Source organism: Ferrigenium kumadai (genome assembly GCF_018324385.1).
In the GTDB taxonomy this organism is placed as follows: Bacteria; Pseudomonadota; Gammaproteobacteria; order Burkholderiales; family Gallionellaceae; genus Gallionella; species Gallionella kumadai.
Map to the genome: position 1 here is coordinate 1,863,084 of NZ_AP019536.1, position 22,764 is coordinate 1,885,847.

Consider the following 22,764-nt stretch of genomic DNA (forward strand, 5'->3'; position numbering starts at 1 on the left):
AAAGGAGGCTGTCGCCTCCTTTTTCGTCGAGTCAAATCCTATAAGGATTAGGGCTTCGGATAGTACTTCGAGGGGATAGAACCGGTAACACCCCAAGTCGTTCCAGCAGTTGTACAGGTCGGTGTCCACACAACGTTCAGGCCCGCAATCGCAGCAGGTGCACCATTCGCAGCGGATTTAAACGTGACGGTAATAGCACCGGTAGTATTGGCAACAGCAATCGTATTCACGACCTTGGCACCGGCCGGAACAGCGGGGGTCAGATTGGTGGTAGTTGCGCCGGTCAGGGCAGTGAAACCGCCGTTATCGCTGCAGAATACGCCGAGGTCCAGACGGGGCTGGCTGGTCAAGCTGGTAGCTTCCGAAATCTTGGCCTTGATGGTGTAGTCCTGGTAAGCCGGGATTGCCACGGCAGCCAGAATGCCGATGATCGCGACCACGATCATCAGTTCGATCAGGGTAAAGCCCTTTTGTACGTTTTTCATATAAAAGCTCCTATTTAGGTTAAACACACACGCCGTGTGTCGATGTCTTTATAAGCAATAGCCATGCCAACATTGAAGCTCGTCCCAGCAAAGCCATCCAGCCAGCGCAACCGAATGATTTTTATCAAATAATATTATCCAGGATTGCCGATAAAGTTGATTTGCACTCACAAGCGGTGAGTTACCCACCAGAAGCAAACCGCCGCACCTGCCCAGCCTTGCCTACATGGTGACATTTTTCGTCACCCGCCATGACATACATCCGGATTCACGCCCGGAATCTTGCTCAGGTCCACCTCGGCGATCTGCTCGGGAGCGAGGAATTGCCTGGCGTAGTCGAGATAGACCTTCTCGCGGATGAAGATATCGAACAGGTCGGGATCGATATGCCCGGCCAATTTCAACTTGCCGAGGATGGCGAGCGATTCGGCCAGGGTCTTGCCTTCCTTGTAGGGGCGGTCCTTCGCGGTGAGCGCCTCGAAGATGTCGGCGATACCCATCACCCGCGCCTGCACCGACATCTGCTCGCGCGTCAGGCCGCGCGGATAGCCCTTGCCGTCCATGCGCTCGTGATGACCGCCCGCATATTCCGGCACGTTCTTGAGGTGCTTGGGCCACGGCAACGATTCCAGCATTTTGATGGTGACATCGATATGATGATTGATGATCCCGCGCTCGGCCTCGGTCAACGTGCCGTACCGGATGGTGAGGTTTTCGATCTCGTCCTCGCTGAGGAAATTGCTTTCAGCCCCGCCGACATCGCGCCAGCGATAGGCGGCGATCCGGCGCACGCGCTGCTGTTCCTCTTCCGACATGGCCTCGCTGCCGATGTTGCAATGACGCAGGAATTCGCGGTCGTCGTCCAGTTGCCGGATGTGCACTTCGTACCCGGCACGGATCGCCGCAGCCTCTGCCGAAACGTCCCCCTCTCCCCCGCTCGCGCGAGAAGGAAGGTTTGATAGCGCTCGCAACATCGCGATCTCGGCATCGCGTTTGAGCACCTCGAACCGCGTGTCCACCAGCTGGATTCGATCGAACAGGGTATGCAGCTTGGTCGCCTTGTCCACGATATGCACCGGGGTGGTGATCTTGCCGCAGTCATGCAACAGGCCGGCGATCTTCAGTTCATGGCGATCCTTCTCGGTCATCACGAAGTCCTTCAACGGCCCGCACTGGGTGCGATTGACCGCTTCGGCCAGCATCATGGTCAACGCCGGCACGCGCGCGCAGTGTCCGCCGGTATAGGGAGACTTGTCGTCGATGGCGGTGTTGATGAGCTGGATGAAGGCCTCGAACAGCTTTTCCATCTGCTCGATCAGGCGGCGGTTGGTCAGCGCGATGGCGGCCTGCGAAGCGAGCGACTCCAGCAGCTGCTGGTCGTCGGCCGAGAACGGCACGATCGCGCCGCTCTCGCGGTCCTGCGCGTTGATGAGCTGCAACACGCCGATGATTTCATTCTCATGATTGCGCATCGGCACCGCCAGGAACGACTGCGAGCGATACCCGGTCTTGGCGTCGAATTTCTTGGTGCCGGAGAAATCGTACCCCTGCTCGGTGTAGGCGTCGGAAATGTTCACCGTCTCGCCGCTCAAGGCCGAGTGGCTCACCACCATCGCGTTGTTGGGATTCCCGGCTTCATCGTAAAGCCGGATCGGGTAGAAACTGATAGGCACGCCGCTGGTTCCCCCCATCGCGATATTGAGGGAGTCGGTGCGCATGATCTCGAAGCGCAGCACCCGTTGTTCCGGCTCAAGCAGATAAAGCGTGCCAGCATCGGCACGAGTGATGCGCTTGGCCGCCTCCAGGATGATCTCCAGCAAGCTGCTGATATCGTGCTGCCGGGACAGCGCGATGCCGATCTCATTGAGTTCCTTGAGCCGTCGCAGCAGGTTCTCGGCGGAATTCATGCGCGGGCTTTACTTGATACAGACTGCACGGACCTGATGCATATCGGTTATCCCTTGCAGCACCTTCTCCATACCGTCCTGCTTCAGGGTGTGCATGCCTTCCTCCAGCGCGATGGCCAGCAACTCGGCGACGCGAGCGTGTTCCTGGATGGCCTTCTTCACCGCGTCGGACCCGATCAGCAACTCGTGCAAGCCGACGCGCCCGCGATAACCCGTGCCGGTGCACTTGTCGCAGCCGACCGGCTCGTACAGGGTGAATTGCCCTTTATCATCGGCAAACAGCTTCGCCCATTCGGCATACAGCGCCTTGGTCGCCGCTACCGGGTCCTTCTTCCATGTCGTGGTGTTCTTCAGTTCTTCGCTATATTCGTTCAGCAGCGCCTTGATTTCGTCGGCCGTGGCGATGTGCGGCTTCTTGCAATCGGCACACAGGCGTTTCGCCAGGCGCTGCGCGAGAATGCCCAGCAGGGCGTCGGCGAAGTTGAACGGGTCCATACCCATGTCGAGCAGGCGGATGATGGATTCGGGCGCGCTGTTGGTGTGCAGCGTGGCGAACACCAGGTGACCGGTCAGCGAGGCTTCGATGCCGATGGACACCGTCTCCTTGTCGCGCATTTCGCCGACCATGATCACGTCCGGGTCGGCGCGCAGGAATGCGCGCATGATGGTGGCGAAGTCCAGTCCCGCCTTCTTGTTGATCTGCACCTGGCGCAGGCCCTTCTGGGTGATTTCCACCGGGTCTTCGGCAGTCCAGATCTTGGTATCCGGCGTGTTGATGTATTTCAGGATGGAGTGCAGCGTGGTGGTCTTGCCGGAACCGGTGGGGCCGCACACGAAGAACAGGCCATACGGCTTGCTGACCGTCGCCTTGACCAGTTCGTTGTTGCGCGCGGAAAAGCCCATCTTCTCCAGCGGCAACGGTTCGCCGGATGCGAGGATACGCATCACCACGTCTTCGACGCCGCCCTGCGAGGGGATGGTCGCCACGCGCAACTCGATATCCAACGGGCCGAATTTCTTGAACTTGATCTTGCCGTCCTGCGGTTTGCGCTTCTCGGAGATATCCAGGTCGCACATGATCTTGAGGCGCGTCACCAAAGCATTGCGGTAAGTGGATGGCACTTCGATATAGTTAAGCAGCGAGCCATCCTTGCGTACGCGGATCTGCGTTTTCATCTTGCCCGGCCCCGGCTCGATGTGGATATCGGAGGCGCCCATACGGTAGGAATCGACGATGATCTTGTTGACCAGCTTGACCAGTTCGTTGTCCGCCGCCGCATTGACATCCTCCTGGCTGATGCCGCCGCCGTTTTCTTCTTCGTCTCCGCCCAGACTGGACAACAGGTCGTCCATCGACGACTCGTCCATCGAAAAGCCTCCGGTCGCGTCGGCGCCACCGCCGCCATAATACAAGTCCAGAGTCTGCTTGAACTCTCGCTGGGAACAGACCTTGTAAATCAGACGGTGCTTGGGAAAAATGTTGTTGACCACCCGCGAGGCCTGGGTCCGCTCCGGGTCGGTGGTCAGGATCAGCAATCCGTCCTGGTTCTCCTCTATCGGTATCCAGTGGCTGCTTTCGACGTACTCCCGCTTCAGGTTGCGCAACAGGTCGGCGGGCTTGATGCGGTCGGACTTGTACGGCTCGTAAGGCACCCCGAAGAATGTGGACAGCGCCTTGCCCAGTGCCGGGATGCTGACCTGGAATTCGTCGATCAGTACCTCCTCGATGTCGATCCCCTTGCGGCGCGCGGTGCGGGCCGCCAACTCGAACTCTGCCGCGGAAAGCACGGCATCGGCGACCAGATAGTCGTACTTGGTCTTGATGGTCGCGCTCTGCTGCCGTTGGCGCAACGCCACCGCCATGGTCTGCGCCAGTTCCTGCACGCCCTCCTCGACCACTGCCGAGAAAGGAGTTCCCGCCTTGTTGTTGATGACCTGGATGATGCCGACCAGGTCGCCATTGCCGGCATCCATAATCGGCGCGACCAGCATCTGCTTGGTCCGGTAGCCGGTGCGCTTGTCCACCTCCTGCAGGAAGCGCAGATGCGCGCTGTAACCGGCCAGTTCCTTCTCGTCGTAGACGTCCCTGATATTGAGGAGCCGCTTGTGCATCGCCGCATATCCGGCAACGCTTTGCTCGGCGATCGGCAGCTTGAGATCCTTGAACGAATTCAGGCCTGTCTTGACCTTGGAAATCAGCGAGGCATTGTCCTCCCCCACCACATAGATGGTCAGCCGGTCCGCATTGAACAGTGTGCAGATATCCTTGCTGACATCCAGCATGATCTCGTCGATGTTGCTGGTGGCATGTATCTTGTTGATGACATGATTGAGATTCTTGGTGAACTCGAGCTTGAGGCCGATATCACCGGTATTGTTCATTGCGCCATTGGCCGCCATTACTGTACTCATTACCGCTCCTATCTCACTCGCTACTGCGGTGCCGACTTGGGCACCGACCATAAACCGCCATCCAGAACCTGCACATCATATCCGGCCTGCGCCAGGATGAAAGCGGCCGCCGCGCTGCGCCGCCCGCTCTGGCAGTAGGCGATATACCGCTTGCTGCGGTCCAGCACGCCGACTGCATTGCGTATGTCGTTCAACGGCACATTCATCGCGCCCGGCAATTTGTCGTATCGGTATTCCGGCGGATTGCGCACATCCAGCCACACCGCGCCCTGCGCGACTGCCTGCCCGGCCCGTTCGTAACTCAATTTGTGCAGCAATGGCTCTTGCAGCAGCGACAGGAAATCCTGCCGCCCGAGGCGCAATAATACGCCGTTGGATTTCATCGTGACGGTCGCATTGCGCCTGGCTCCGGAGACCAGCGCCTCTTCGCCGAACACGTCGCCCGCCTTCAGGTCGGCAAGCGGTATCACCATGCCGCCCACGCGCCGCGTCACCTGGGCACGGCCGCTGTCGATCAGGTAGTAATAATCGCCCTCGTCGCCCTCGCGGATGATGATGTCGCCACTCCACACCGCAACCGCTTCGATACGCTGCAACAGCGCGCTGATATTCGTCATCGGCAAGTGCGCCAGCGGCCCGTTCTTGAGGTTGTCCGCGCTGAACATGCTGGAACTCAGCAGGCGTTTGACGCTGGCCGAGACGTCGGCGCGTTCTTCCTGTCCGGTTGCGGCAAGCCTAGGCGCATCCAGGTCGTGCTGCGAAAACTGATCGAGGGTCACCATGCGATCCAGCAGCTCATCGTCGATGCGCAACAAATGGCTTTCACGCAATGCTGCAGCCGAAACGATGTCCGGCTGCCGCTTGCCCAATGGGTGCTTGGCCCACTCGGACTGGGCGCTTACGATCACCTTGTTGCCATCCCGGTAGGTCAGTTCGACCTCGCCGTCCACCAGGTAAACCGACTGGCCTTGCAGGCCATGCGCCTTGAACGGGTCTTTCCCCTTGATAACCGTTTCGATATGGCTATAGTCCAACAGCTCGCGCAGCCGCGCCGGACCGAATGAGGAAATGGGCTCCAGTCCTGCCAGAATCTTGATATCGAGTGCGTAAGTCATCGCCTGCACTAGAACTCGAATTCCTGGTTATTCAGCAACATCCTCGGCCTGCGCCCCCGCACCACGCTCTCGATTTCCCTCATGGTCAGTTCCACCTCCCCCGGCTTCAGGTGGGTGACGAACACGTCCGCCTCGCCCTGGAATTTCTGCAATTCTTCGGCCAACAAACTGGGGCAGAGATGCTTGGACAGGATGGCCAGCTCCCTTTCGCTATCCGAAAACGCAGTTTCGATGATCAGGTAGCGCAAGTTCTCGATCTTGTTGACCACCTCCCAGAAAGCATCGTTGCTGGTGGTATCACCGCTATACACCAGGCTTGCCCTGCCGCTGTCCAGCCAGTAACCGACCGCAGGCACCACATGAGTCGCAGGAACGGCCGTAATGCTGCGCCCGTCCAATACGATGGTCTCCCCCAGTTCGATGGCCTGGTAACGCATAAAAGGATGTTGGGCGCTGGGTATCTCGCTGAAATCCGGCCAGATTTTCCAGTTGAATACATGCTGTTTGAGAATGTCCAGTGTTCCCTCGGTGGCATAAACGGTCAACGGCTTGTCGCGCATGAAACCGACACTGTCCACCAGCAGGGGAATGCAAGCGATGTGATCGAGATGGGAATGCGTAATGAAGACGTGGTCGACCAGGCTCAACTCGGTCAGGCTGAGTTCGTTCACGCCGGTGCCGGCATCGATCAACACATCGTGGTCGAGCAGGAACGAAGTAGTATGCAGATTGCCCCCGATCCCCCCGCTGCACCCCAATACCCTGAGCTTCATCGTCCTGTTAGCCTCGTTATCAATACTGCGTTATTTGGTCTCGAACACGAACACGCCGTCCCAATCCGCCGCCGGCGGATTCTTGCGGAAGTAGGCGACACGCTCGGCATAGACTTGGTACAGCTTGCATTGCGGGTAGATGCGCTGCAAGTTGTACAGCTGCAATTCCGCCTCCTCCCAATCCTGCTTGCGATACATCTTCAGCGCTTGGTGGAACATCTTGATTTCTTCCAGCACGTCCCTGTCCACTTCGCCGTTCAGTCCTATCGGTTCGAAAATGGCGACTGGCTTGTCCTTTCCCTTCACGCGCACGTGATCGAGCTCGCGATACACGAAGTCCGGCACGGCTTCCCTGGTGTGTTCGCCCACCACGACGCCCACGCCATATTGCTTGGTGATGCCTTCCAGGCGGGAAGCCAGATTGACCGCATCACCCATGACGGTATAAGCCACACGCACTTCCGAGCCCATGTTGCCCACGCTCACCCTGCCGGTATTGATGCCGACGCCAATATGGATCTCAGGCCAGCCGCGCTCCTTGAAGTACGGTTGCAGATCGTGCAAGGTCTTCTGCATTTCGATGCCTGCAAGAATGGCGTGTTTCGCATGTTCCGGATCCGGCAGCGGCGCGCCCCAGAACGCCATGATGCAATCGCCCATGTATTTGTCGATCGTACCGCGATGTTTGTAGACCACCCGCGACAAAGGCGTCAGGAACTCGTTCATCAGCAGGGTCAGTTCCTTGGCGTCCAGCCCTTCGGAGATGGTGGTAAAACCGCGCACATCGGAGAACAGGATGGTCATCTCGCGGCTGTCGCCTTCCATCGACACGCTCTCCGGATGTTCCGCCATCTCCTCGACCAATTCACTGGGCACATATTGCCCGAACAGGCCGGTGATCTGGCGTTTGGTGCGCGACTCCACGAAATAGCCGTATGACATATCCAGCGCGAACAGCAGGGCGATCATCACCAGACTGTTCGCAATGGGCATCAACACATTGCCATATTGCCAGAGAGCCAGACTTACCCCTTGGGTGACTGCGAACATGAACAATGAAACCAGCATGGCCTTTCCCGGCCCCAACTGCGGCAACAGAAAACTAAGGGAAATGCCGATCAGCAGCAGCCAGAGCACTTCCGCCCCGGCCATGTAGGCCGGCCGTTCCTTCAGGTTCTGGTCGAGGATGCCGGAAATCATATTGGCATGAACCTCCACCCCCGGATACACCGCCGCAACAGGAGTGGCACGCAAGTCCAGCAGCCCTTGGGCGGATGTGCCGACCAGAACGATCTTGTCTTTCAGCTCATCCAAAGGCACTCGGTCGTGCAACACATCGGCGACGGAAATATAGCGGAAGCTGCCCTGTCCGCCGCGATACGGAACGAAGGTCGCCACCGCGCTGTCCACCGGAATCTTCAGTTTGCCGCCCGCGGCATCCAGTTCCAGCCACTCCAGGCCGACATAGCCATTGTCCCCCCCCTCGGCGAAACCCGGCAGCAGTTTGGGCTGACCAAGCAAGGTACGCGCCATGGCCAGAGACAAGGATTCATAGTAGGCGCCGTTGTATTCCACGATCATCGGCACACGCCGCACCACGCCATCGGAATCCGGGGCTTGGGTAAAATGTCCCGCACTGACCGCGTTCTTTTGCAGCCCAGGCAGATTTCCACCATAGCTGTCGAACGTCATGAAGTTGATCGGGCGCCCATTGAATGTGCCGGAAGGAAACACTGGCTCGGGCAAGGCTCCGGAAACATTTTTCCCAGAGCCTTTTGCGCTGTTGGTAAAGAAATACCCCAATACCACGTTGCGATTCTTGATCTTGCTGGCGAAGAGGCTGTCGTAATCCAGCTTCGGCCTGATCTGTTCCAGAGTTGACTGGAATTGCGGAACATCCCTGAGCTGGTTTCGTCCCAGATCCTGCAACACCTTGAGGCCGGAGCTTTCGTCCTTTTCGGCGAAGACCACGTCGAAACCGACGATCGCGATGCCGTACTTGTCGAACAGCTTGTCCATCAATAAGGCCAGGCGGTCCCGGCTCCATGGCCAGCGCCCCTCTTCCTTGAGGCTTTTTTCGTCGATGTCGAGAATGACGATACGTTCATCGACCGTGCGCGGCATGGTCAGGCGCAAGCGGTAGTCATAAAGGATGGAGGACAGCTGGTCGACAAAACCCAGCTGATAGAACCGGGCGGCGTTGCCGACAAAAACCAGGACTATCAACAGTCCAAGCCCGATCAAGATCGCGTTTTTCCTCACGCAGCGCCCTCACTGAAGGCCGAGCGAGGGCACCAGTTCCGCCCTTTCCGCCCGGCACTAATCCTTGAAATAGAACTCCATCTTCACTCCGGCCAGCTCGATCACGTCATGGTCGTTCAACTGGTGCGGCTGGTCGCTCAGCGTTATCCCGTTCACAGATGGATGGAGGGCGCCTTCGACATGCGTGATGAAGAAGCCATGCGGACGGCGGGTCAACACGGCGACCTGTACTCCGGGCTTACCCAGGGTGGTCAGGTTTTTAACCAACTCCAACTCCTTGCCGGCGTTGGGGCCGGTCAGAATTTGCACGGCAGCGTTCTGTGACACCGGGTGCGTGGCAATTGGCGGCGCCATTTGGGGAGCAACGGATTGATGTGCCTCGAACTTGCCTGTCTTCTCCGCCGGCTCCCCCGCCGGCATGACGTTCGGATTGATCTGCGTCTGGGTAAAGCTGCCGGTCTCGCCGGTTTTCCCCGTACCGGCAGCAGCCTGCTTGACCGGCGCGCGCAGCACCATGGTCTTCTCGAAATCGGCCGCGGTGGTCTGGCTGATCTGGTCGTTGATGTATTTCAGCTTGTACTTGCCGATTTCGATCAGATCGTTGTTCTGCAGGAAGTGTTTCTTGGTCGGCACCCCGTTCACTTCAAGCCCGTTGGTGCTGTCCAGATCTTCAAGGAAGGAATCGTGAAGGATGGTGACGATCGCGGCATGTTCGCCGCTCACCGCCAGGTTGTCGATGACGATGTCATTGTGCGGCTTGCGCCCGATAGTCATGCGTTCCTTGACCAGGGGGTATTCCTGGATTACCACCCCATCCATGCTGAGTATCAATTTTGCAGCCATAGTCGCGATCCCCGTACTAAATTATTTCTTGAACCAGTTGAGCAATTCCGTCAGCCAGCCGCGCGGCACGGCGAAATCACCTTTCACTTTCACCAATATCACCGAGACATTGTCGCGTCCGCCGTTGTCGTTCGCCATCTGGATCAGCTGCTCCGCGGCAAGCGGCAGGTTGCCCTGCATCGCATACAGCGTGGCCTCGATATCCCCGTCCTCCACCATGTCGTTCAGACCATCCGAACACAGCAGGTAGATATCGCCGAGCTGCACGTCATATACATGAATTTCCGGCACGACTTCGGCATCGATCCCGACCGCGCGCGTCACCAGGTTCTTGTTCTTGGACAGGCGTGCGTCCTCAAGGCTGATCATGCCGCTGTCGATCTGCTCCTGCAGCAGCGAATGATCGCGCGTGACGATCTCCAGTGTCTCGCCGCGCAAGCGGTACATGCGCGAATCGCCCACATGGCCAGCCACCAGGCGATTGTCATAGAACAATCCGGAAACGATGGTCGTGCCCATTCCCGCATACTGCGGCTGGCTCTGTGAAGCGTGATAGATCGAAGCGTTCGCTTTCTGGATGTTGCTGCGCAGCAACGACACCCCCAGCTCCTCGCCCGTCTCTTCGTCGTACTCCACAGGGCTGGCCTCCTGCAGACGGTGGCTGATCTCCGTCGCAACCACCGACACCGCGATACCGCTCGCCACCTCGCCGGCATTGTATCCGCCCATGCCGTCCGCCAGCACGACCAGGCCGCACGCAGGCTCCTGCGCGACGCTGTCCTCGTTGTGCGAACGCACCATCCCCGGGTCGGTTTGACTGACTATCTCCAGCGCGTCTTCTACTTTCATAGCTTACCCCTGCAGGCTCGCGGCACACTGCCGTAGAGCTTCGGCCAATTCTGCGCCATTGGCATAGCGCTCCTCGATCTGTTTCGCCAACGCTTTGTTGATGATCGCCACCAGGCACGGCGGCAGATCCGGCTTGATGCTCAAAATATCGGTGTGCGGCTCGTTGGCGATGCGATACATCAACTGCGCCATCGAGTCGCCTTCGAACGGGAGCTTACCACAAGCCAGTTGGTACAAGCTCACCCCCAGCGAGAACAGGTCGGAGCTCCCGCCGATCTTCTTGCCCGCCAGCTGCTCCGGCGACATGTAGGAAGGCGTGCCCAGCACCATGCCGGTCTTGGTCTTGCTGGAATCGGTGATGCGTGCGATGCCGAAGTCTGTCACCTTGGGCATGTCCGTCTCGATGTCGTACATGATGTTGGCAGGCTTGATGTCGCGGTGCACTACGTTCTGTTTGTGCGCATAGTCCAGCGCATCGGCGACGCGAGCGATGATGCCCATCACCTTGGGCAGCGGCAGCAGATTGTCCGGCTTGGTATAGGGCACCAGATCCTTGCCCTTGAGGAACTCCATCGCGATGTAGGCCAGATCATGTTCTTCGCCCGCGTCGTAGATGGCCACGATGTTCGGATGATTCAACCGCCCCGCCGTTTCTGCCTCTCGGAAGAAACGCTCCTTCACGTCCTGCAGCTCGTCCGCCTCGAACTCCTGCGCCAATGCCATGGTCTTGATCGCCACCACACGGCCGATCTTGGGATCCTTGCCGTAGTAAACCACGCCCATCGCGCCCTTGCCGAGTTCCTTCTCTATCTCGTAGCGTCCCAGCATGGGCTTGGATACACCGGCCTTGTCCAGCACCATGGTGCTGGCGTTGGTGCGTCCGCCGCCCCCGCCGCCCAGGATCACGGTCTCGGACATCGCATGAACCTGGGCCAGCCGTTGCTCCAGGTCGCGGAACTTCGGATTGTATTCGGCCATGTACTTGAACACCGATTCGGCCTTGTTGAATTGGCGCTTGCGCTCGAAATCCAGCCCGAGGTTGTACAGCACTTCCATCAGGCTGTCGTCCATCGGCACCTTGCGGAACTTGTCGAAGGCGATATCCAACTGCCCCTGCCCCTGGAACGCCAGGCCCAGCATGCGATTGCTCTCCGCAGAATCCGCATCGGACTTTTGCTTGCCCTTTTCCGTCACCAGGAAGCGCTTGGTGGTCAGCAGCAGATGTCCCGTCAGCAACAGCGCGGCCGGCAGCATCAGTTGCAGCCACATCGCCTGCGTCGTCATCAGCACGAAGTGCGCGCCGAGCAGCGCAACGAACAGCCCCCCGGTCACCACCGCGCCGACCGCCGCATTCAGGCGCGGCAGCAACAGGATAAGGTACAGCGCGACCAGAAGGAACACGCCCGCTTCCGCGAAGCCGGTCCAGCCGGGAGAAACGAAGAAATCCCCCTGAAGGATGCTCGATACCGAATGCGCCAGGGTCACCACCGGCGCCATCCCCGCGGAGACCGGCGTCACTTGCAGCGAGCCCACGCCCGCTGCCGATGCACCGATCAGCACGATCTTGTCGCGGTATTTTTCAGCAGGGATCTTGCCGGTATACACGTCGTAGAAAGAATCCACCGGAAAGGCGGGACGACCATCTCTATCCTTGTAGAAATAGGTGTGCATCTGCAAGGTCGGGTCTGTGGCGATCTTCAAATTGCCCAGTTGCACTCCCTCGCCCAGATTGACCCGGATGTCCTTCGGCCCGAGATTGAGGCTCCTCGCCGCCAGCATCAACGACAGCGAAGGGTAGTGTTGATCGTAATAGCCAATCACCAGCGGCTCGGTGCGCACCGCTCCATCCACATCGGGGGTGCTGTTCAAATGGCCGATCGCCAAAGCCTTATCACCCAGCACGGGAATCGGCGGCAAGGCAGCACGCGCGAGTAGCGGCCCCGTACTGGCGCCTCCAGCACTCTGCAGGTTGGTGAGATTGTTGCGCTGCACGTAGTCGGGCAACGGCCGATCCGGATTACCTTGCGGCGCCCCCAGCTCGAAGAACATCGCCAGCAGCACATCATTGGCCTTGGCCATGCTCTCGCTGAGCTTCTTGTCGTTATCGAGGTTCTGCATCGCTTCCAGCAGCAACGCATCGAGCGGCGACAACGGCTCCGGGGTCGCTATCACCCCGGAAGCGGGCAGAACCTCCTGACTCGTCGGCAAAGCCGGAACCCCGGAAGCGACCTCCAGCGGCTTCTCTCCGCTCAACAGGGATTGCTTGCCCAGCAACTCGGCGATCTTGTGGATGTAAACCAGGCCGGCATCGACCTGCGGCTCGGAGAAGAAGGCCGTGTACCCGATCACCTTGGCATGTCCCGCCGACAGAATGTCGACCATCCTGGCATGGATCTCGCGCGGCCAAGGCCAGCGGCCCAGATTGGCGATGCTTTGTTCGTCGATCGCGATCACCGCGATCTTGTCGCTCGGTGTGCGCGAGGAGGCCAGCACACCCCAGTCATAAGCTTTGCGTTCCAGACTCTGTATCAGGTCACTGTTAGCACCGAACAGGAACACCAATGCGACCAGCAATCCCACAAACCAGTCTTTTTTCCAGAACGACCACTTATTCATCGCCACCCCGACAAGCAATTTATGCGGCGGATATTAAGGTATTTCGCAACAACAAACCACAATCCATTTGATTTATTACGAATTATCCCGGACGGGTGGATTACTTCACCAGCAGCACCGGACGGCTGGTCAGGTGTAATACCTTGTGCACGACCGACCCCAGCAACAGCGCTTGCAAACCGCCCTGTCCCTGCCTGCCCATGACGATCTGGTCGACGGCCTGCTCATCGGCATAGCGCGCGATCGCTTCCGCCGGAGTGCCGACACTGATGTGGTACTGGTATGGTAAGGCGGCAGCATCCAGTGCGGCACGGGCAGCCTGCAGGGCTGCCGCTCCCTGTTCGCGGTAATAGCCGTCGATGGTCGCCTGATCGATGAACAGCTTGACGTTGCCGGCCGCCACATTCCACTGCACGTTCAGCAACAACAATTGCGGTGCATCTTTCAGCGTAGCGATGTTATTGATCACGTAATCGACCGCCCGCTGGGCATTGGCCGAACCATCGACTGGAATCAGTATCTTCATCGTCATTCCCTTTGCTATTTATTATCGGGCGACTTGCCGCCCATTCCGGTCAAAACGGATTCATCCACCAGATCGACCACCGGGGCTGCCTCGACTTTGCGCAACGCCAGCCACTTGCCGACGGTCAGCACCAGCAGCGCACATGCCGCCGGCACCAGCCAATGCAGCGCATGCTGCGCCTCTGCCAGCGGCTTGAACAGCGCTTCGCTCACCAGCATCTCGCCCGCGACATAGCCCAGCAGCGCGCCACCGGCAAAGATAATGAACGGAAAACGATCTATCAGCTTCAGCACCAGCTGGCTGCTCCAGGCGATCATCGGGATGCTCACCAGCAGGCCGAAGATCAACAGCATCGCATTGCCATGCGCGGCCCCTGCCACACCAAGCACGTTGTCCAGGCTCATCACGAAGTCGGCGATGATGATGGTCTTCACCGCGCCCCACAGATGCGCCTCGGCCTTGATGTTGCCCTCCCCGTGCTCATCTTCTTCCGGCAGGATCAACTTGATGCCGATCCAGATCAGCAGCAATGCGCCCACCAGTTTGAGGTAAGGCAACGCCAGCAAGCCGACCGCGAAGAAGGTCAGCACCACGCGCAACCCGATCGCGCCGACCACGCCGTAGAAGATCCCCTTCTTGCGCTGTTCCACCGGCAGGTTGCGGCAGGCTAGCGCGATCACCACCGCGTTGTCGCCAGACAGCAGCAGGTCGATCATGATGATCTTGAGTACATCCACCCAGAACTGGGCACTAGACAACATTTCCAGCATTTTAAGAACCTTTCTGGAGAAGGGATAAGGGGCCGCCTGTGGCGCTCAAGGGAGAAGGGAATTCACCCTTCTCCCTTCCCTCTTCCCCCTTCTCAGCCTTTCAGAACCTTTTGCATGACGCGCCCCATCTCCGCCGGATTGCGCGTGATGTGGATGCCGCACTCTTCCATGACCGCCAGCTTCTCGTTGGCGCCGCCCTGGCCGCCGGAGATGATCGCACCAGCATGGCCCATGCGCTTGCCTTCAGGCGCAGTGACGCCCGCAATGAAGCCGACCACGGGTTTCTGCATGTTGTCCTTGATCCAGCGCGCGCATTCTTCCTCGTCGCTGCCGCCGATCTCGCCGACCATGATGACCGCATCGGTCTCCGGGTCTTCGTTGAACAGCTTCATCACGTCGAGATGCTTCATGCCGTTGATCGGGTCGCCGCCGATGCCCACGCAGGATGATTGCCCATAGCCCAGCGCACTGAGCTGCCCCACCGCTTCATAGGTCAGGGTTCCTGAACGCGACACTACGCCGATGCGTCCCTTCTTGTGGATGTGGCCGGGCATGATGCCGATCTTGATCTCGTCCGGCGTGATGATGCCAGGACAGTTCGGCCCGATCAGCAAGGTCTTCTTGCCCTGCATCTTGTAGCGCGTCTTGATCATGTCGTGCACCGGAATGCCTTCGGTGATGCAGATCACCAGGTCCAGTTCGGCTTCCACCGCTTCGTCGATGGCTGCCGCAGCGCCCGCGGGCGGCACATAGATCACCGACACGGTCGCGCCGGTTGCCTGCTTCGCATCGCGCACCGAGGCATATACCGGAATGCCTTCGAATTGTTCGCCCGCCTTCTTCGGATTTACGCCTGCGACGAAACAGTTCGCACCATTCGCGTATTCCTTGCAATGGAACGTGTGGAACTGGCCGACCTTGCCGGTCATGCCCTGGGTGATGACTTTGGTATCTTTATTGATGAGAATGGACATGCTGATTAACCTTTCGCGGCGGCGACGACCTTCTGTGCCGCGTCCGCCATGTCGTTGCCGGAGATGATGGGCAGGCCCGATTCCGCCAGTATCTTCTTGCCGAGGTCGACGTTGGTACCTTCCAGACGCACCACCAGCGGCACGTTCAGGCTCACTTCACGCGCCGCCGCAACCACGCCTTCGGCGATCACGTCGCACTTCATGATGCCGCCGAAGATGTTGACCAGGATCGCCTTGAGGTGCGGATTCTTCAGCATCAGCTTGAACGCCTCGGTGACTTTCTCCTTGGTAGCTCCGCCGCCGACATCGAGGAAGTTCGCCGGGTTGCCGCCGTACAGTTTGATGATGTCCATGGTCGCCATCGCCAGTCCCGCGCCGTTCACCAGGCAGCCGATGTCGCCGTCGAGCGAGATGTAGGACAGGTCGAACTTCGACGCCTCGATCTCGGCGGGGTCTTCCTCGTCGAGGTCGCGCAACGCGACGATCTCGGGATGACGGTACAACGCATTACTGTCGAAATTGAACTTTGCATCCAGCGCCAGCACGCGATTGTCCGCGGTCAGCACGAGCGGGTTGATCTCCGCCAGCATCGCGTCCTTCTCCACGAAGGCGCGATACAAGCCCTGCAGCACTTTCACCGCATCGGCATTCGCCGCATCGGGGATGCCGATATTGCGGGCGACTTGAGCCGCGTCGCTATCCGCCAGCCCCGCAACGGGATCGATGCGCACGGTATGGATCTTCTCCGGGCTGTGCTTGGCGACCTCCTCGATCTCCATGCCGCCTTCGCTGGAAGCCAGCAAGGCGACGCGCTGCGAAGCGCGATCCACTACCATGCCGACGTAGAATTCTTTAACTATGGCGGCGCCTTCTTCGATCAGCAGCCGGCGTACCAGCTGCCCCTCGAGGCCGGTCTGGTGCGTGACGAGATGCATGCCGAGGATCTGTTGTGCATACTGGCGCACCTCATCCGGCGACTTCGCCACCTTCACGCCGCCGCCCTTGCCGCGACCACCCGCATGGATCTGCGCCTTCACCACCCAGACACTTCCGCCCAATTGCTGCGCCGCCGCAACTGCCTCGTCCACACTGAAGCAGGCGATGCCGCGCGGCGTCGCCACGCCGAACTGGCGCAGAATGTCCTTCCCCTGATATTCGTGAATTTTCATGTCAAACTTGTTCGCTAAAATAGAAAGCGCACCGTCATCGGCGCGCAGGCGCAATTTTACCGAAATATCGGCGGCAACGCGGCGAAATTATCTGAAACTGAGGGGAATGGTGAAACTGATGCGAGATGGTGCCGCTTGTCGGATTCGAACTGACGACCTACCGCTTACAAGGCGGTTGCTCTACCAACTGAGCTAAAGCGGCGATTTTTGAAACTGGTGGGTCGGCCGAGATTCGAACTCGGGACCAACGGATTAAAAGTCCGCTGCTCTACCGGCTGAGCTACCGACCCCTCCCAAAGGGAGCGCGCATTATACGTAATCAACTCACCCTGTCAACGCAAAATGCCGTCTGAAAACGACTGCATCTAGGCAGAGCGATACGGCGTCGGATCTTTCACCCCGGCCGCATCGAAACCGGCACGCCGCAAGCGACACGAGTCACACACGCCGCAGGCGCGCCCCTCCTCATCGGCCTGATAGCAGGATACGGTCTGCGCGTAATCCACGCCGAGCGCATCGCCCTCGCGGATGATCTCCGCCTTCGACAAGTGCATCAGCGGTGCATGCAGGGCCAGTGCATGTCCTTCGATCGCGGCCTTGGTGGCGAGATTGGCCATGCGCTCGAATGCCTCGATAAAAGCGGGGCGGCAATCGGGATAGCCGGAATAATCGACGGCATTCACCCCGATGAAGATGTCCTGCGCCTGCAACACCTCGGCCCACGCCAACGCGAGCGACAGCATGATGGTGTTGCGCGCGGGCACATAGGTCAGCGGAATGCCTGCGCTGGGCTGCTGCGGCACGGCGATGTTGTTGTCGGTGAGCGCCGAGCCGCCGAAGCCGGTCAGGTCGATGTTCACCACGCGGTGCTCCACCGCGCCCAGCGTGCGCGCGACGCGCTGCGCGGCGGCCAGTTCGGCATGGTGCCGCTGGCCGTAATCCACGCTCAGCGCATAGCACTCGAAACCTTGCGTCCGCGCCATCGCCAGCACCGTCGCGGAATCCAGCCCGCCGGAAAGAAGCACTACCGCCTTCTTCATCGTCCCGCCTCGTTCGGCCACAATACCTTGTGCAATTGCACCTGCATGCGCACTGCAAGACGGTCGCGCAATATCCACTCCGCGAGTTGCGTCGCATCCAGCGAACCCTGAGCGGGCGAAAAAGTCACTTCGCATTTTTCAGCCAGGCGATGTTGCGACATGATCTCCCTGGCCCAACGGTAATCGCTCTCGTCGCACAGCACGAACTTGATCTCGTCGTGCGGCGTCAGCAGCGCCAGGTTGCCCCAGCGGTTTTTTTCCACCTCGCCGGAAGCCGGCGTCTTGATGTCCATCACCCGCATCACGCGCGCATCCACCGCGCCGATGTCCAGTGCACCGCCGGTTTCCAGCGACACCTCATAGCCTGCATCGCACAACGCACCCAGCAGCAACAGGCAATTCTTCTGCGCCAGCGGCTCGCCGCCGGTGACGCAGACGTAGCGCGGCGCATATTCGGCAACCCGACCGAGTATCTCGCTTATTCCCATGTTCTCGCCGCCGCTGAATGCGTAACTGGTATCGCAATAGGTGCAGCGCAGCGGACAGCCGGTCAGGCGGATGAACACTGTGGGCAGGCCGATGCGCCGTGTCTCGCCCTGGATGGAAAAGAAAATTTCACTGATGCGCAATTGCGCGCCGGGATCGGACTGCGACATGATGGACTACTTCTTGGCAGCGAGCTGCTTCTTGGCTTTTGCTGCAGCTTCGCTGGAAGGATATTTGGCGACGATCTGCTTGAGCGTCTTCTGTGCCGCCGCGCCCTGTTTCAGTTCCTGCTGGCAACCGGCGATATCAAACAGTACGTCGGCCGCTCTCGGCGTGGAGGGATAGGCTTTCAGCAAGGCCTGGTAGGTATCCAGCGCGCCCTTGTAGTCACCCAGATTGAACAGCGCATTGCCCAGCCAGTAGCTGGCGTTGGGAACATGCACCGACTGGGGATACTTCTTGATGAATTCCTGGAACGCCTTGGCCGCGCTCGCGTTGCTGCCGCCCTTGTACAAGCCGTAAGCGGCCTCATAGGCACGATTCTCGGCGACCGGATCGTCGTGATCGGCGGGTGCGGCCTCTGCGCCACCTGCTGCCGGAGCCGCCTCATTGGTGGATTCGAACCTGCGCAAGCGCGTGTCCAGATCCACATAAAAATCCTTTTCGCGCTTCTCGGCATCCTGCAAGCCGTGCGCCAATTCTTCATTCTGTCCGCGTAGTTTGCGGATTTCGGTGTTCAGGGCCTCGATCTGCCCCTGCAAGTCCAGCATGGACTTGGTCTGCTGCTTGCTTGCATCTTCCAGCCTGAGCACGCGCTCCTCGAGTTGCTGGATCTGCTTACGCGCATCGTCGTCCGAAAACAACCCCGCTTGCGCGGGTGCGGCAAAACAGAGAGCCAGCAACAGGAGAAAGCGTTGCTTCATATTACTTCGCGTAGTTCAGATCGGTACGGCGATTCTGCTTCCAGGAAGCTTCGTCATGACCGGAAGCCTTGGGCTTCTCTTCGCCATAGCTGACGCTAGACAACTGGCCGGCCTTTGCACCGCTCAGTTCCAGCATCTTCTTCACGCCATCCGCACGACGCTGACCCAGGCCCAGGTTGTACTCGTTGCTGCCGCGCTCGTCGCAGTTGCCTTCCAGGCGCACCTTGCGGTCAGCGTGTTCAGCCAGGTACTTGCCATGTGCCTGCACCAGCGGCTTGTCGGCTTCCTGCACTGCATCCACGTCGAACGGGTAGTACACGCTGCGCCCGGCCAGGATGCTGGCGGGGTCGTTCAACGGATCGACTGCGGTTTGGGTTGCGGGTGCTGCAGCCGTCGCGGAAGCAGCAGGTGCGGCAGCCGGTGCCGCTGTGGTTTCGGCCGGCTTGTTGCTGGCGCAAGCGGCGAGCAGGTTAACCAACACGATGCTGATTATGATTTTTTTCATTGTGATTCTCCTTCGCTAGGTTGATTAAGGATTGGGTCCCCATACTGGCTCGCGCGCATCGCCGCTTTGCGTGAACATATGCTGCTTGACACGACCGTCGCTGGACACGGTCGCCAATATACCACGACCACGCGCCTCGCTGGCAAACAGGACCAGCTTGCCGTTGGGCGCGTAGCTGGGTTTTTTCTCCCATCCGCCCTCGGTGAGCAGGCCCATCTGCCCGGTCTGAAAATCCTGCGCAGCGATGTAGAACATCCCATTGTTGCGATGCGCAAACACAAAGCTCTTGCCGTCCGGGCTGTACCGCGGCGAATAGTTCGCGCCTTCGCCGAAAGTCATGCGCTCCACCGGCCCGCCTTCCACCGCCATGCGGTATATCTGCGCGCTGCCGCCGCGGTCCGAAGTGAACAACAGGTATTGCCCGTCCGGCGAGAAATGCGGTTCGGTATCGATCGCGCCACTGAAGGTGATGCGGCGCAGCCCACTGCCGTTCGGTCGCACCAGGTATATCTGCGAACTGCCGTCGCGGGTCAACACAACGGCCATCTGCTTGCCGTCCGGTGACCACGCCGGCGCGCTGTTGCTGCCCGGGAAGTCGGCCAGCACATTGCGCTGATTCGTGTACAGCGATTGCACATACACCACGGCGTGTCCCGTCTCGAAGCTGACATAGGCGAGATGGCTGCCGTCCGGCGCCCAGGCCGGCGACATGATGGGCTCGCTCTGGGAGAGGATGACCTGCTCGTTGTAGCCGTCGCTGTCCGCCACCAGCAGCTTGAATCTCGCCCCCTGGCGATTCACGTAGGCGATGCGCGAACTGAACACGCCCTTGTCACCGGTCAGCTTCTCGTAGATCAGGTCGGCGATACGATGGCCGATGGCGCGCTCCTGCCCCTCGGCGGCGGAAACCGCCTCGCCGATCAGTTCACCCTGCTTGACCACATCCAGCAGCCGGAAGCGCGCCTCGATGCGCCCCTTGGCCGGCACATCGACTGTACCTATCGCCAGCGCGTCCGCGCCGCGCACCTGCCAATCCGCATAGTTGACCTCGCCGGGCTCGTGCGGCGACTTGCCCGCGGGATCGACCAGACGGAACAGGCCGCTGCGCTGCAAGTCGCCCGCCACCACTTCGTTGACGGTCTGCGCCAGCTTGCTGTCGCCGCCGAACGGCACGAGCGCCACGGGTATCTGGTGTTCTCCCGCGCCGATGATCTCGATGCTCAGCACCGCAGATGCGACGGACGCCTGCGCCAACAACACCAAACCGAATATGCCCCGTATGAATCTCATAAACACTACCCCTACTCCTTAGGCCTGAAGCCCAGTTCCATTTCACGAAAACGATTGAACAGCCCCGCATCCGGTGGCAACGGCAGCGGTTCCGCCTTGAAGATCGCACGCTCCACCGCATTGTCGTACGCCGCATTGCCGCTCGATTTTTTCAAGCGCGCACTCAGCACCCTGCCGCCCGGCAACACGGTCACCTCAAACACGGCGCGCGCATCGTCGGGCACGTCCGGCGGCATCACGATGCGGCTGCGTATCTTGGCGGCGATCTTGCCGGTGTATTCGTCCACCACCCGTCCGGCCGCCGCGGCCTGCTCGGCGCGAGCGGCCTGTTCGAGTGCGTATTGCCTGTCCAGGATGCTGGTGCCCGGTTTCTGTGCAACAAACTTGGGCGTTGGTTTATTTTCTGCCTTCTTCTTGTCCGGCAGCGCGATATCCGGCTGCTCCTGCTCTTGCGCCTGCGGCTTGGCGACCTCTTCCACTTTGGGCCTGGGCGGTGCGGAGACGGGCGCATCCGGAATGCTCTGCCACAGCTCCACGCTCATCGTCGCGGCGGGCTGGGTCTGCCAGGAGAAGCCGAAATACAGCAGCGCAAAAAATGCACCGTGCACTGCCAGCGCGAGCAGTCCCGCGGGCAGCTTGTATGGTTCGTGGTAAACCGCTGCGCTCATTTGCCCTTGGCTTGCGTGAGCAACCCGACTTTCTTGATCTGCTGCTGTTGCAGCACGTCCATCACGTTGATGACTTCTTCGTAGCGCACGTTCTTGTCGGCGGAGATCACCACCGATTGTTCCGCGAACTCGCCTTGACGCCCCTTCAGGATCGCCACCAGTTCCTCGCGCGTCACGCTGCTCTCCTTGCCGCCCTTGCTGTGGTCGCGCAAGGCCAGAGAGCTGTCCTTGCGGATGATCACTTCCAGCGGCGCGACGGGTGGCGCCAGCGACTTGCCGACCTGCGGCAGGTCGATCTGACCGGGGTTCATCAACGGCGCGGTGACCATGAAGATCACCAGCAGCACCAGCATCACGTCGATGTAGGGCACGACGTTGATCTCGTTCATCAGGCGTCGCGCCGAACGGCGATTAGCGTTCACAGAAACCTCTCAACAAACTGCATAAGTTATCCATGCGAATCTTCATGGCTGGCGCTGCAGCACGTTGGAAAATTCTTCGGAGAAGCTCTCGAAGCGCGTCGCCAGACGGTTGATGTCGTGGGCATAGCGGTTGTAGGCGACCACGGCCGGAATCGCAGCGAACAGGCCCATCGCCGTCGCCACCAACGCCTCGGCGATGCCGGGCGCGACGTGCGCCAGCGTCGCCTGCCCCACGTTCGCCAAGCCGCGGAACGCGTTCATGATGCCCCACACTGTACCGAACAGGCCGACATAGGGGCTGACCGAACCGACCGAGGCGAGGAAGGCCAGATGCGCTTCCAGCCGGTCCATCTCGCGCTGGTAGGTCGCGCGCATAGCGCGGCGCGTGCCGTCCATCAGCCCGCTGTCGTCCACGCCGCGCTGCTTCTTCAGCTTGACGAACTCGGCGTAACCGGCGGCGAAGATGCGCTCCAGCGCGCCCTGGTCGCTGCGCGAGACGCTGGTGGCATGCTTGTACAACTGGCTCAGGTCCGGATTGCGCCAGAACGAGTCCTCGAACTCGTCCGTCTGTTTGGCTTCGGCGCGTATGGTGAACATCTTGAGGAAGATGTACCACCAAGACAGCAGCGACACGGCCAGCAGCAGCCCCATCACCAGTTGCACCAGCACGCTGGCATTGCTGATGAGATGTATAAAAGACAAATCCTGCGTCACTTCCATTGCATTCCC

At 59.8% G+C, this 22,764-nt stretch carries 21 protein-coding genes and 2 tRNA genes; all 23 read right to left on the reverse strand.

Translation table 11 applies throughout. The annotated features are described in order from the left end of the window. Positions 1-47: 47 nt before the first annotated feature. The 23 genes from FGKAn22_RS08875 to tolQ all read right to left on the reverse strand — a co-directional run bounded on the left by FGKAn22_RS08875 (position 48) and on the right by tolQ (position 22,755). Positions 48-485, reverse strand: a complete 438-nt coding sequence (locus FGKAn22_RS08875) for a pilin (RefSeq protein ID WP_212785292.1) — start codon at positions 483-485, stop codon at positions 48-50. Between the two features lie 242 nt (positions 486-727). Then, a complete protein-coding gene (locus FGKAn22_RS08880; protein ID WP_212785293.1) occupies positions 728-2,392 on the reverse strand; it encodes an HD family phosphohydrolase in 1,665 nt (554 codons plus the stop codon). 9 nt (positions 2,393-2,401) lie between these two features. Next, on the reverse strand, positions 2,402-4,804 hold the full coding sequence (locus FGKAn22_RS08885) for a GspE/PulE family protein (protein WP_246487376.1): 2,403 nt from the start codon (positions 4,802-4,804) through the stop codon (positions 2,402-2,404). A gap of 20 nt (positions 4,805-4,824) precedes the next feature. Continuing rightward, positions 4,825-5,919 carry a cyclic nucleotide-binding domain-containing protein gene (locus FGKAn22_RS08890; protein WP_212785294.1) on the reverse strand — a complete coding sequence of 365 codons (1,095 nt, stop codon included), beginning with the start codon at positions 5,917-5,919 and terminating at the stop codon, positions 4,825-4,827. 8 nt (positions 5,920-5,927) lie between these two features. Beyond that, a complete protein-coding gene (locus FGKAn22_RS08895; protein WP_212785295.1) occupies positions 5,928-6,692 on the reverse strand; it encodes a 3',5'-cyclic-nucleotide phosphodiesterase in 765 nt (254 codons plus the stop codon). A 30-nt stretch (positions 6,693-6,722) separates the two neighbouring features. Beyond that, a complete protein-coding gene (locus FGKAn22_RS08900) occupies positions 6,723-8,936 on the reverse strand; it encodes a CHASE2 domain-containing protein (RefSeq protein ID WP_246487377.1) in 2,214 nt (737 codons plus the stop codon). Between the two features lie 75 nt (positions 8,937-9,011). Further along, entirely contained in the window at positions 9,012-9,797 is a 786-nt protein-coding gene (locus FGKAn22_RS08905; RefSeq protein ID WP_212785297.1) for an FHA domain-containing protein, read from the reverse strand. 21 nt (positions 9,798-9,818) lie between these two features. Continuing rightward, positions 9,819-10,646, reverse strand: coding sequence for a Stp1/IreP family PP2C-type Ser/Thr phosphatase (locus tag FGKAn22_RS08910; protein ID WP_212785298.1), 828 nt, complete (start codon positions 10,644-10,646; stop codon positions 9,819-9,821). A 3-nt stretch (positions 10,647-10,649) separates the two neighbouring features. Next, positions 10,650-13,268: a CHASE2 domain-containing serine/threonine-protein kinase gene (locus tag FGKAn22_RS08915; protein ID WP_212785299.1), complete on the reverse strand. Its 2,619-nt coding sequence runs from the start codon at positions 13,266-13,268 to the stop codon at positions 10,650-10,652. A gap of 94 nt (positions 13,269-13,362) precedes the next feature. Continuing rightward, on the reverse strand, positions 13,363-13,788 hold the full coding sequence (locus tag FGKAn22_RS08920; RefSeq protein WP_212785300.1) for a universal stress protein: 426 nt from the start codon (positions 13,786-13,788) through the stop codon (positions 13,363-13,365). Positions 13,789-13,802: 14 nt separating this feature from the next. Then, positions 13,803-14,558 carry a TerC family protein gene (locus FGKAn22_RS08925; RefSeq protein WP_212785301.1) on the reverse strand — a complete coding sequence of 252 codons (756 nt, stop codon included), beginning with the start codon at positions 14,556-14,558 and terminating at the stop codon, positions 13,803-13,805. 92 nt (positions 14,559-14,650) lie between these two features. Further along, positions 14,651-15,532 (reverse strand): succinate--CoA ligase subunit alpha, encoded by an 882-nt coding sequence (gene sucD / locus FGKAn22_RS08930; RefSeq protein WP_212785302.1) that lies wholly within the window; start codon positions 15,530-15,532, stop codon positions 14,651-14,653. 5 nt (positions 15,533-15,537) lie between these two features. Continuing rightward, positions 15,538-16,701 carry an ADP-forming succinate--CoA ligase subunit beta gene (sucC, locus tag FGKAn22_RS08935; RefSeq protein ID WP_212785303.1) on the reverse strand — a complete coding sequence of 388 codons (1,164 nt, stop codon included), beginning with the start codon at positions 16,699-16,701 and terminating at the stop codon, positions 15,538-15,540. A gap of 126 nt (positions 16,702-16,827) precedes the next feature. Further along, a tRNA-Thr gene (locus FGKAn22_RS08940) sits at positions 16,828-16,903 on the reverse strand. 12 nt (positions 16,904-16,915) lie between these two features. Further along, positions 16,916-16,991, reverse strand: a tRNA-Lys gene (locus FGKAn22_RS08945). A gap of 75 nt (positions 16,992-17,066) precedes the next feature. Beyond that, the gene (queC, locus tag FGKAn22_RS08950; RefSeq protein ID WP_212785304.1) at positions 17,067-17,741 is read right to left on the reverse strand and encodes a 7-cyano-7-deazaguanine synthase QueC; all 675 of its coding nucleotides are present in this window, start codon (positions 17,739-17,741) and stop codon (positions 17,067-17,069) included. Further along, positions 17,738-18,397, reverse strand: a complete 660-nt coding sequence (gene queE / locus FGKAn22_RS08955; protein WP_212785305.1) for a 7-carboxy-7-deazaguanine synthase QueE — start codon at positions 18,395-18,397, stop codon at positions 17,738-17,740. Before queE ends, queC begins: the two co-directional genes overlap by 4 nt. A 6-nt stretch (positions 18,398-18,403) precedes the next feature. Continuing rightward, a complete protein-coding gene (gene ybgF / locus FGKAn22_RS08960; RefSeq protein WP_212785306.1) occupies positions 18,404-19,150 on the reverse strand; it encodes a tol-pal system protein YbgF in 747 nt (248 codons plus the stop codon). Between the two features lies 1 nt (position 19,151). Then, positions 19,152-19,655, reverse strand: a complete 504-nt coding sequence (pal, locus tag FGKAn22_RS08965; RefSeq protein ID WP_212785307.1) for a peptidoglycan-associated lipoprotein Pal — start codon at positions 19,653-19,655, stop codon at positions 19,152-19,154. 24 nt (positions 19,656-19,679) lie between these two features. Continuing rightward, entirely contained in the window at positions 19,680-20,945 is a 1,266-nt protein-coding gene (gene tolB / locus FGKAn22_RS08970; RefSeq protein WP_212785308.1) for a Tol-Pal system beta propeller repeat protein TolB, read from the reverse strand. A gap of 11 nt (positions 20,946-20,956) precedes the next feature. Next, positions 20,957-21,613: a cell envelope integrity protein TolA gene (gene tolA, locus FGKAn22_RS08975; protein ID WP_212785309.1), complete on the reverse strand. Its 657-nt coding sequence runs from the start codon at positions 21,611-21,613 to the stop codon at positions 20,957-20,959. Further along, positions 21,610-22,002 (reverse strand): protein TolR, encoded by a 393-nt coding sequence (gene tolR, locus FGKAn22_RS08980; protein ID WP_212785310.1) that lies wholly within the window; start codon positions 22,000-22,002, stop codon positions 21,610-21,612. The genes tolA and tolR overlap by 4 nt, the downstream gene beginning before the upstream one ends. 75 nt (positions 22,003-22,077) lie before the next feature. After that, on the reverse strand, positions 22,078-22,755 hold the full coding sequence (gene tolQ, locus FGKAn22_RS08985; RefSeq protein WP_212785311.1) for a protein TolQ: 678 nt from the start codon (positions 22,753-22,755) through the stop codon (positions 22,078-22,080). Positions 22,756-22,764: the final 9 nt, after the last annotated feature.

What these genes read in the sequence shown, in the direction of transcription:
- FGKAn22_RS08890 (WP_212785294.1), bottom strand. Translation starts at nt 5,919, where the DNA reads ATGACTTACGCACTCGATATCAAGATTCTGGCAGGACTGGAGCCCATT.
- FGKAn22_RS08895 (WP_212785295.1), bottom strand. Translation starts at nt 6,692, where the DNA reads ATGAAGCTCAGGGTATTGGGGTGCAGCGGGGGGATCGGGGGCAATCTG.
- sucD (WP_212785302.1), bottom strand. Translation starts at nt 15,532, where the DNA reads ATGTCCATTCTCATCAATAAAGATACCAAAGTCATCACCCAGGGCATG.
- FGKAn22_RS08910 (WP_212785298.1), bottom strand. Translation starts at nt 10,646, where the DNA reads ATGAAAGTAGAAGACGCGCTGGAGATAGTCAGTCAAACCGACCCGGGG.
- queE (WP_212785305.1), bottom strand. Translation starts at nt 18,397, where the DNA reads ATGTCGCAGTCCGATCCCGGCGCGCAATTGCGCATCAGTGAAATTTTC.
- FGKAn22_RS08885 (WP_246487376.1), bottom strand. Translation starts at nt 4,804, where the DNA reads ATGAGTACAGTAATGGCGGCCAATGGCGCAATGAACAATACCGGTGAT.
- FGKAn22_RS08905 (WP_212785297.1), bottom strand. Translation starts at nt 9,797, where the DNA reads ATGGCTGCAAAATTGATACTCAGCATGGATGGGGTGGTAATCCAGGAA.
- tolA (WP_212785309.1), bottom strand. Translation starts at nt 21,613, where the DNA reads ATGAGCGCAGCGGTTTACCACGAACCATACAAGCTGCCCGCGGGACTG.
- tolB (WP_212785308.1), bottom strand. Translation starts at nt 20,945, where the DNA reads ATGAGATTCATACGGGGCATATTCGGTTTGGTGTTGTTGGCGCAGGCG.
- FGKAn22_RS08920 (WP_212785300.1), bottom strand. Translation starts at nt 13,788, where the DNA reads ATGAAGATACTGATTCCAGTCGATGGTTCGGCCAATGCCCAGCGGGCG.
- tolQ (WP_212785311.1), bottom strand. Translation starts at nt 22,755, where the DNA reads ATGGAAGTGACGCAGGATTTGTCTTTTATACATCTCATCAGCAATGCC.
- pal (WP_212785307.1), bottom strand. Translation starts at nt 19,655, where the DNA reads ATGAAAAAAATCATAATCAGCATCGTGTTGGTTAACCTGCTCGCCGCT.
- FGKAn22_RS08925 (WP_212785301.1), bottom strand. Translation starts at nt 14,558, where the DNA reads ATGCTGGAAATGTTGTCTAGTGCCCAGTTCTGGGTGGATGTACTCAAG.
- ybgF (WP_212785306.1), bottom strand. Translation starts at nt 19,150, where the DNA reads ATGAAGCAACGCTTTCTCCTGTTGCTGGCTCTCTGTTTTGCCGCACCC.
- tolR (WP_212785310.1), bottom strand. Translation starts at nt 22,002, where the DNA reads ATGAACGAGATCAACGTCGTGCCCTACATCGACGTGATGCTGGTGCTG.
- FGKAn22_RS08875 (WP_212785292.1), bottom strand. Translation starts at nt 485, where the DNA reads ATGAAAAACGTACAAAAGGGCTTTACCCTGATCGAACTGATGATCGTG.
- FGKAn22_RS08880 (WP_212785293.1), bottom strand. Translation starts at nt 2,392, where the DNA reads ATGAATTCCGCCGAGAACCTGCTGCGACGGCTCAAGGAACTCAATGAG.
- queC (WP_212785304.1), bottom strand. Translation starts at nt 17,741, where the DNA reads ATGAAGAAGGCGGTAGTGCTTCTTTCCGGCGGGCTGGATTCCGCGACG.
- sucC (WP_212785303.1), bottom strand. Translation starts at nt 16,701, where the DNA reads ATGAAAATTCACGAATATCAGGGGAAGGACATTCTGCGCCAGTTCGGC.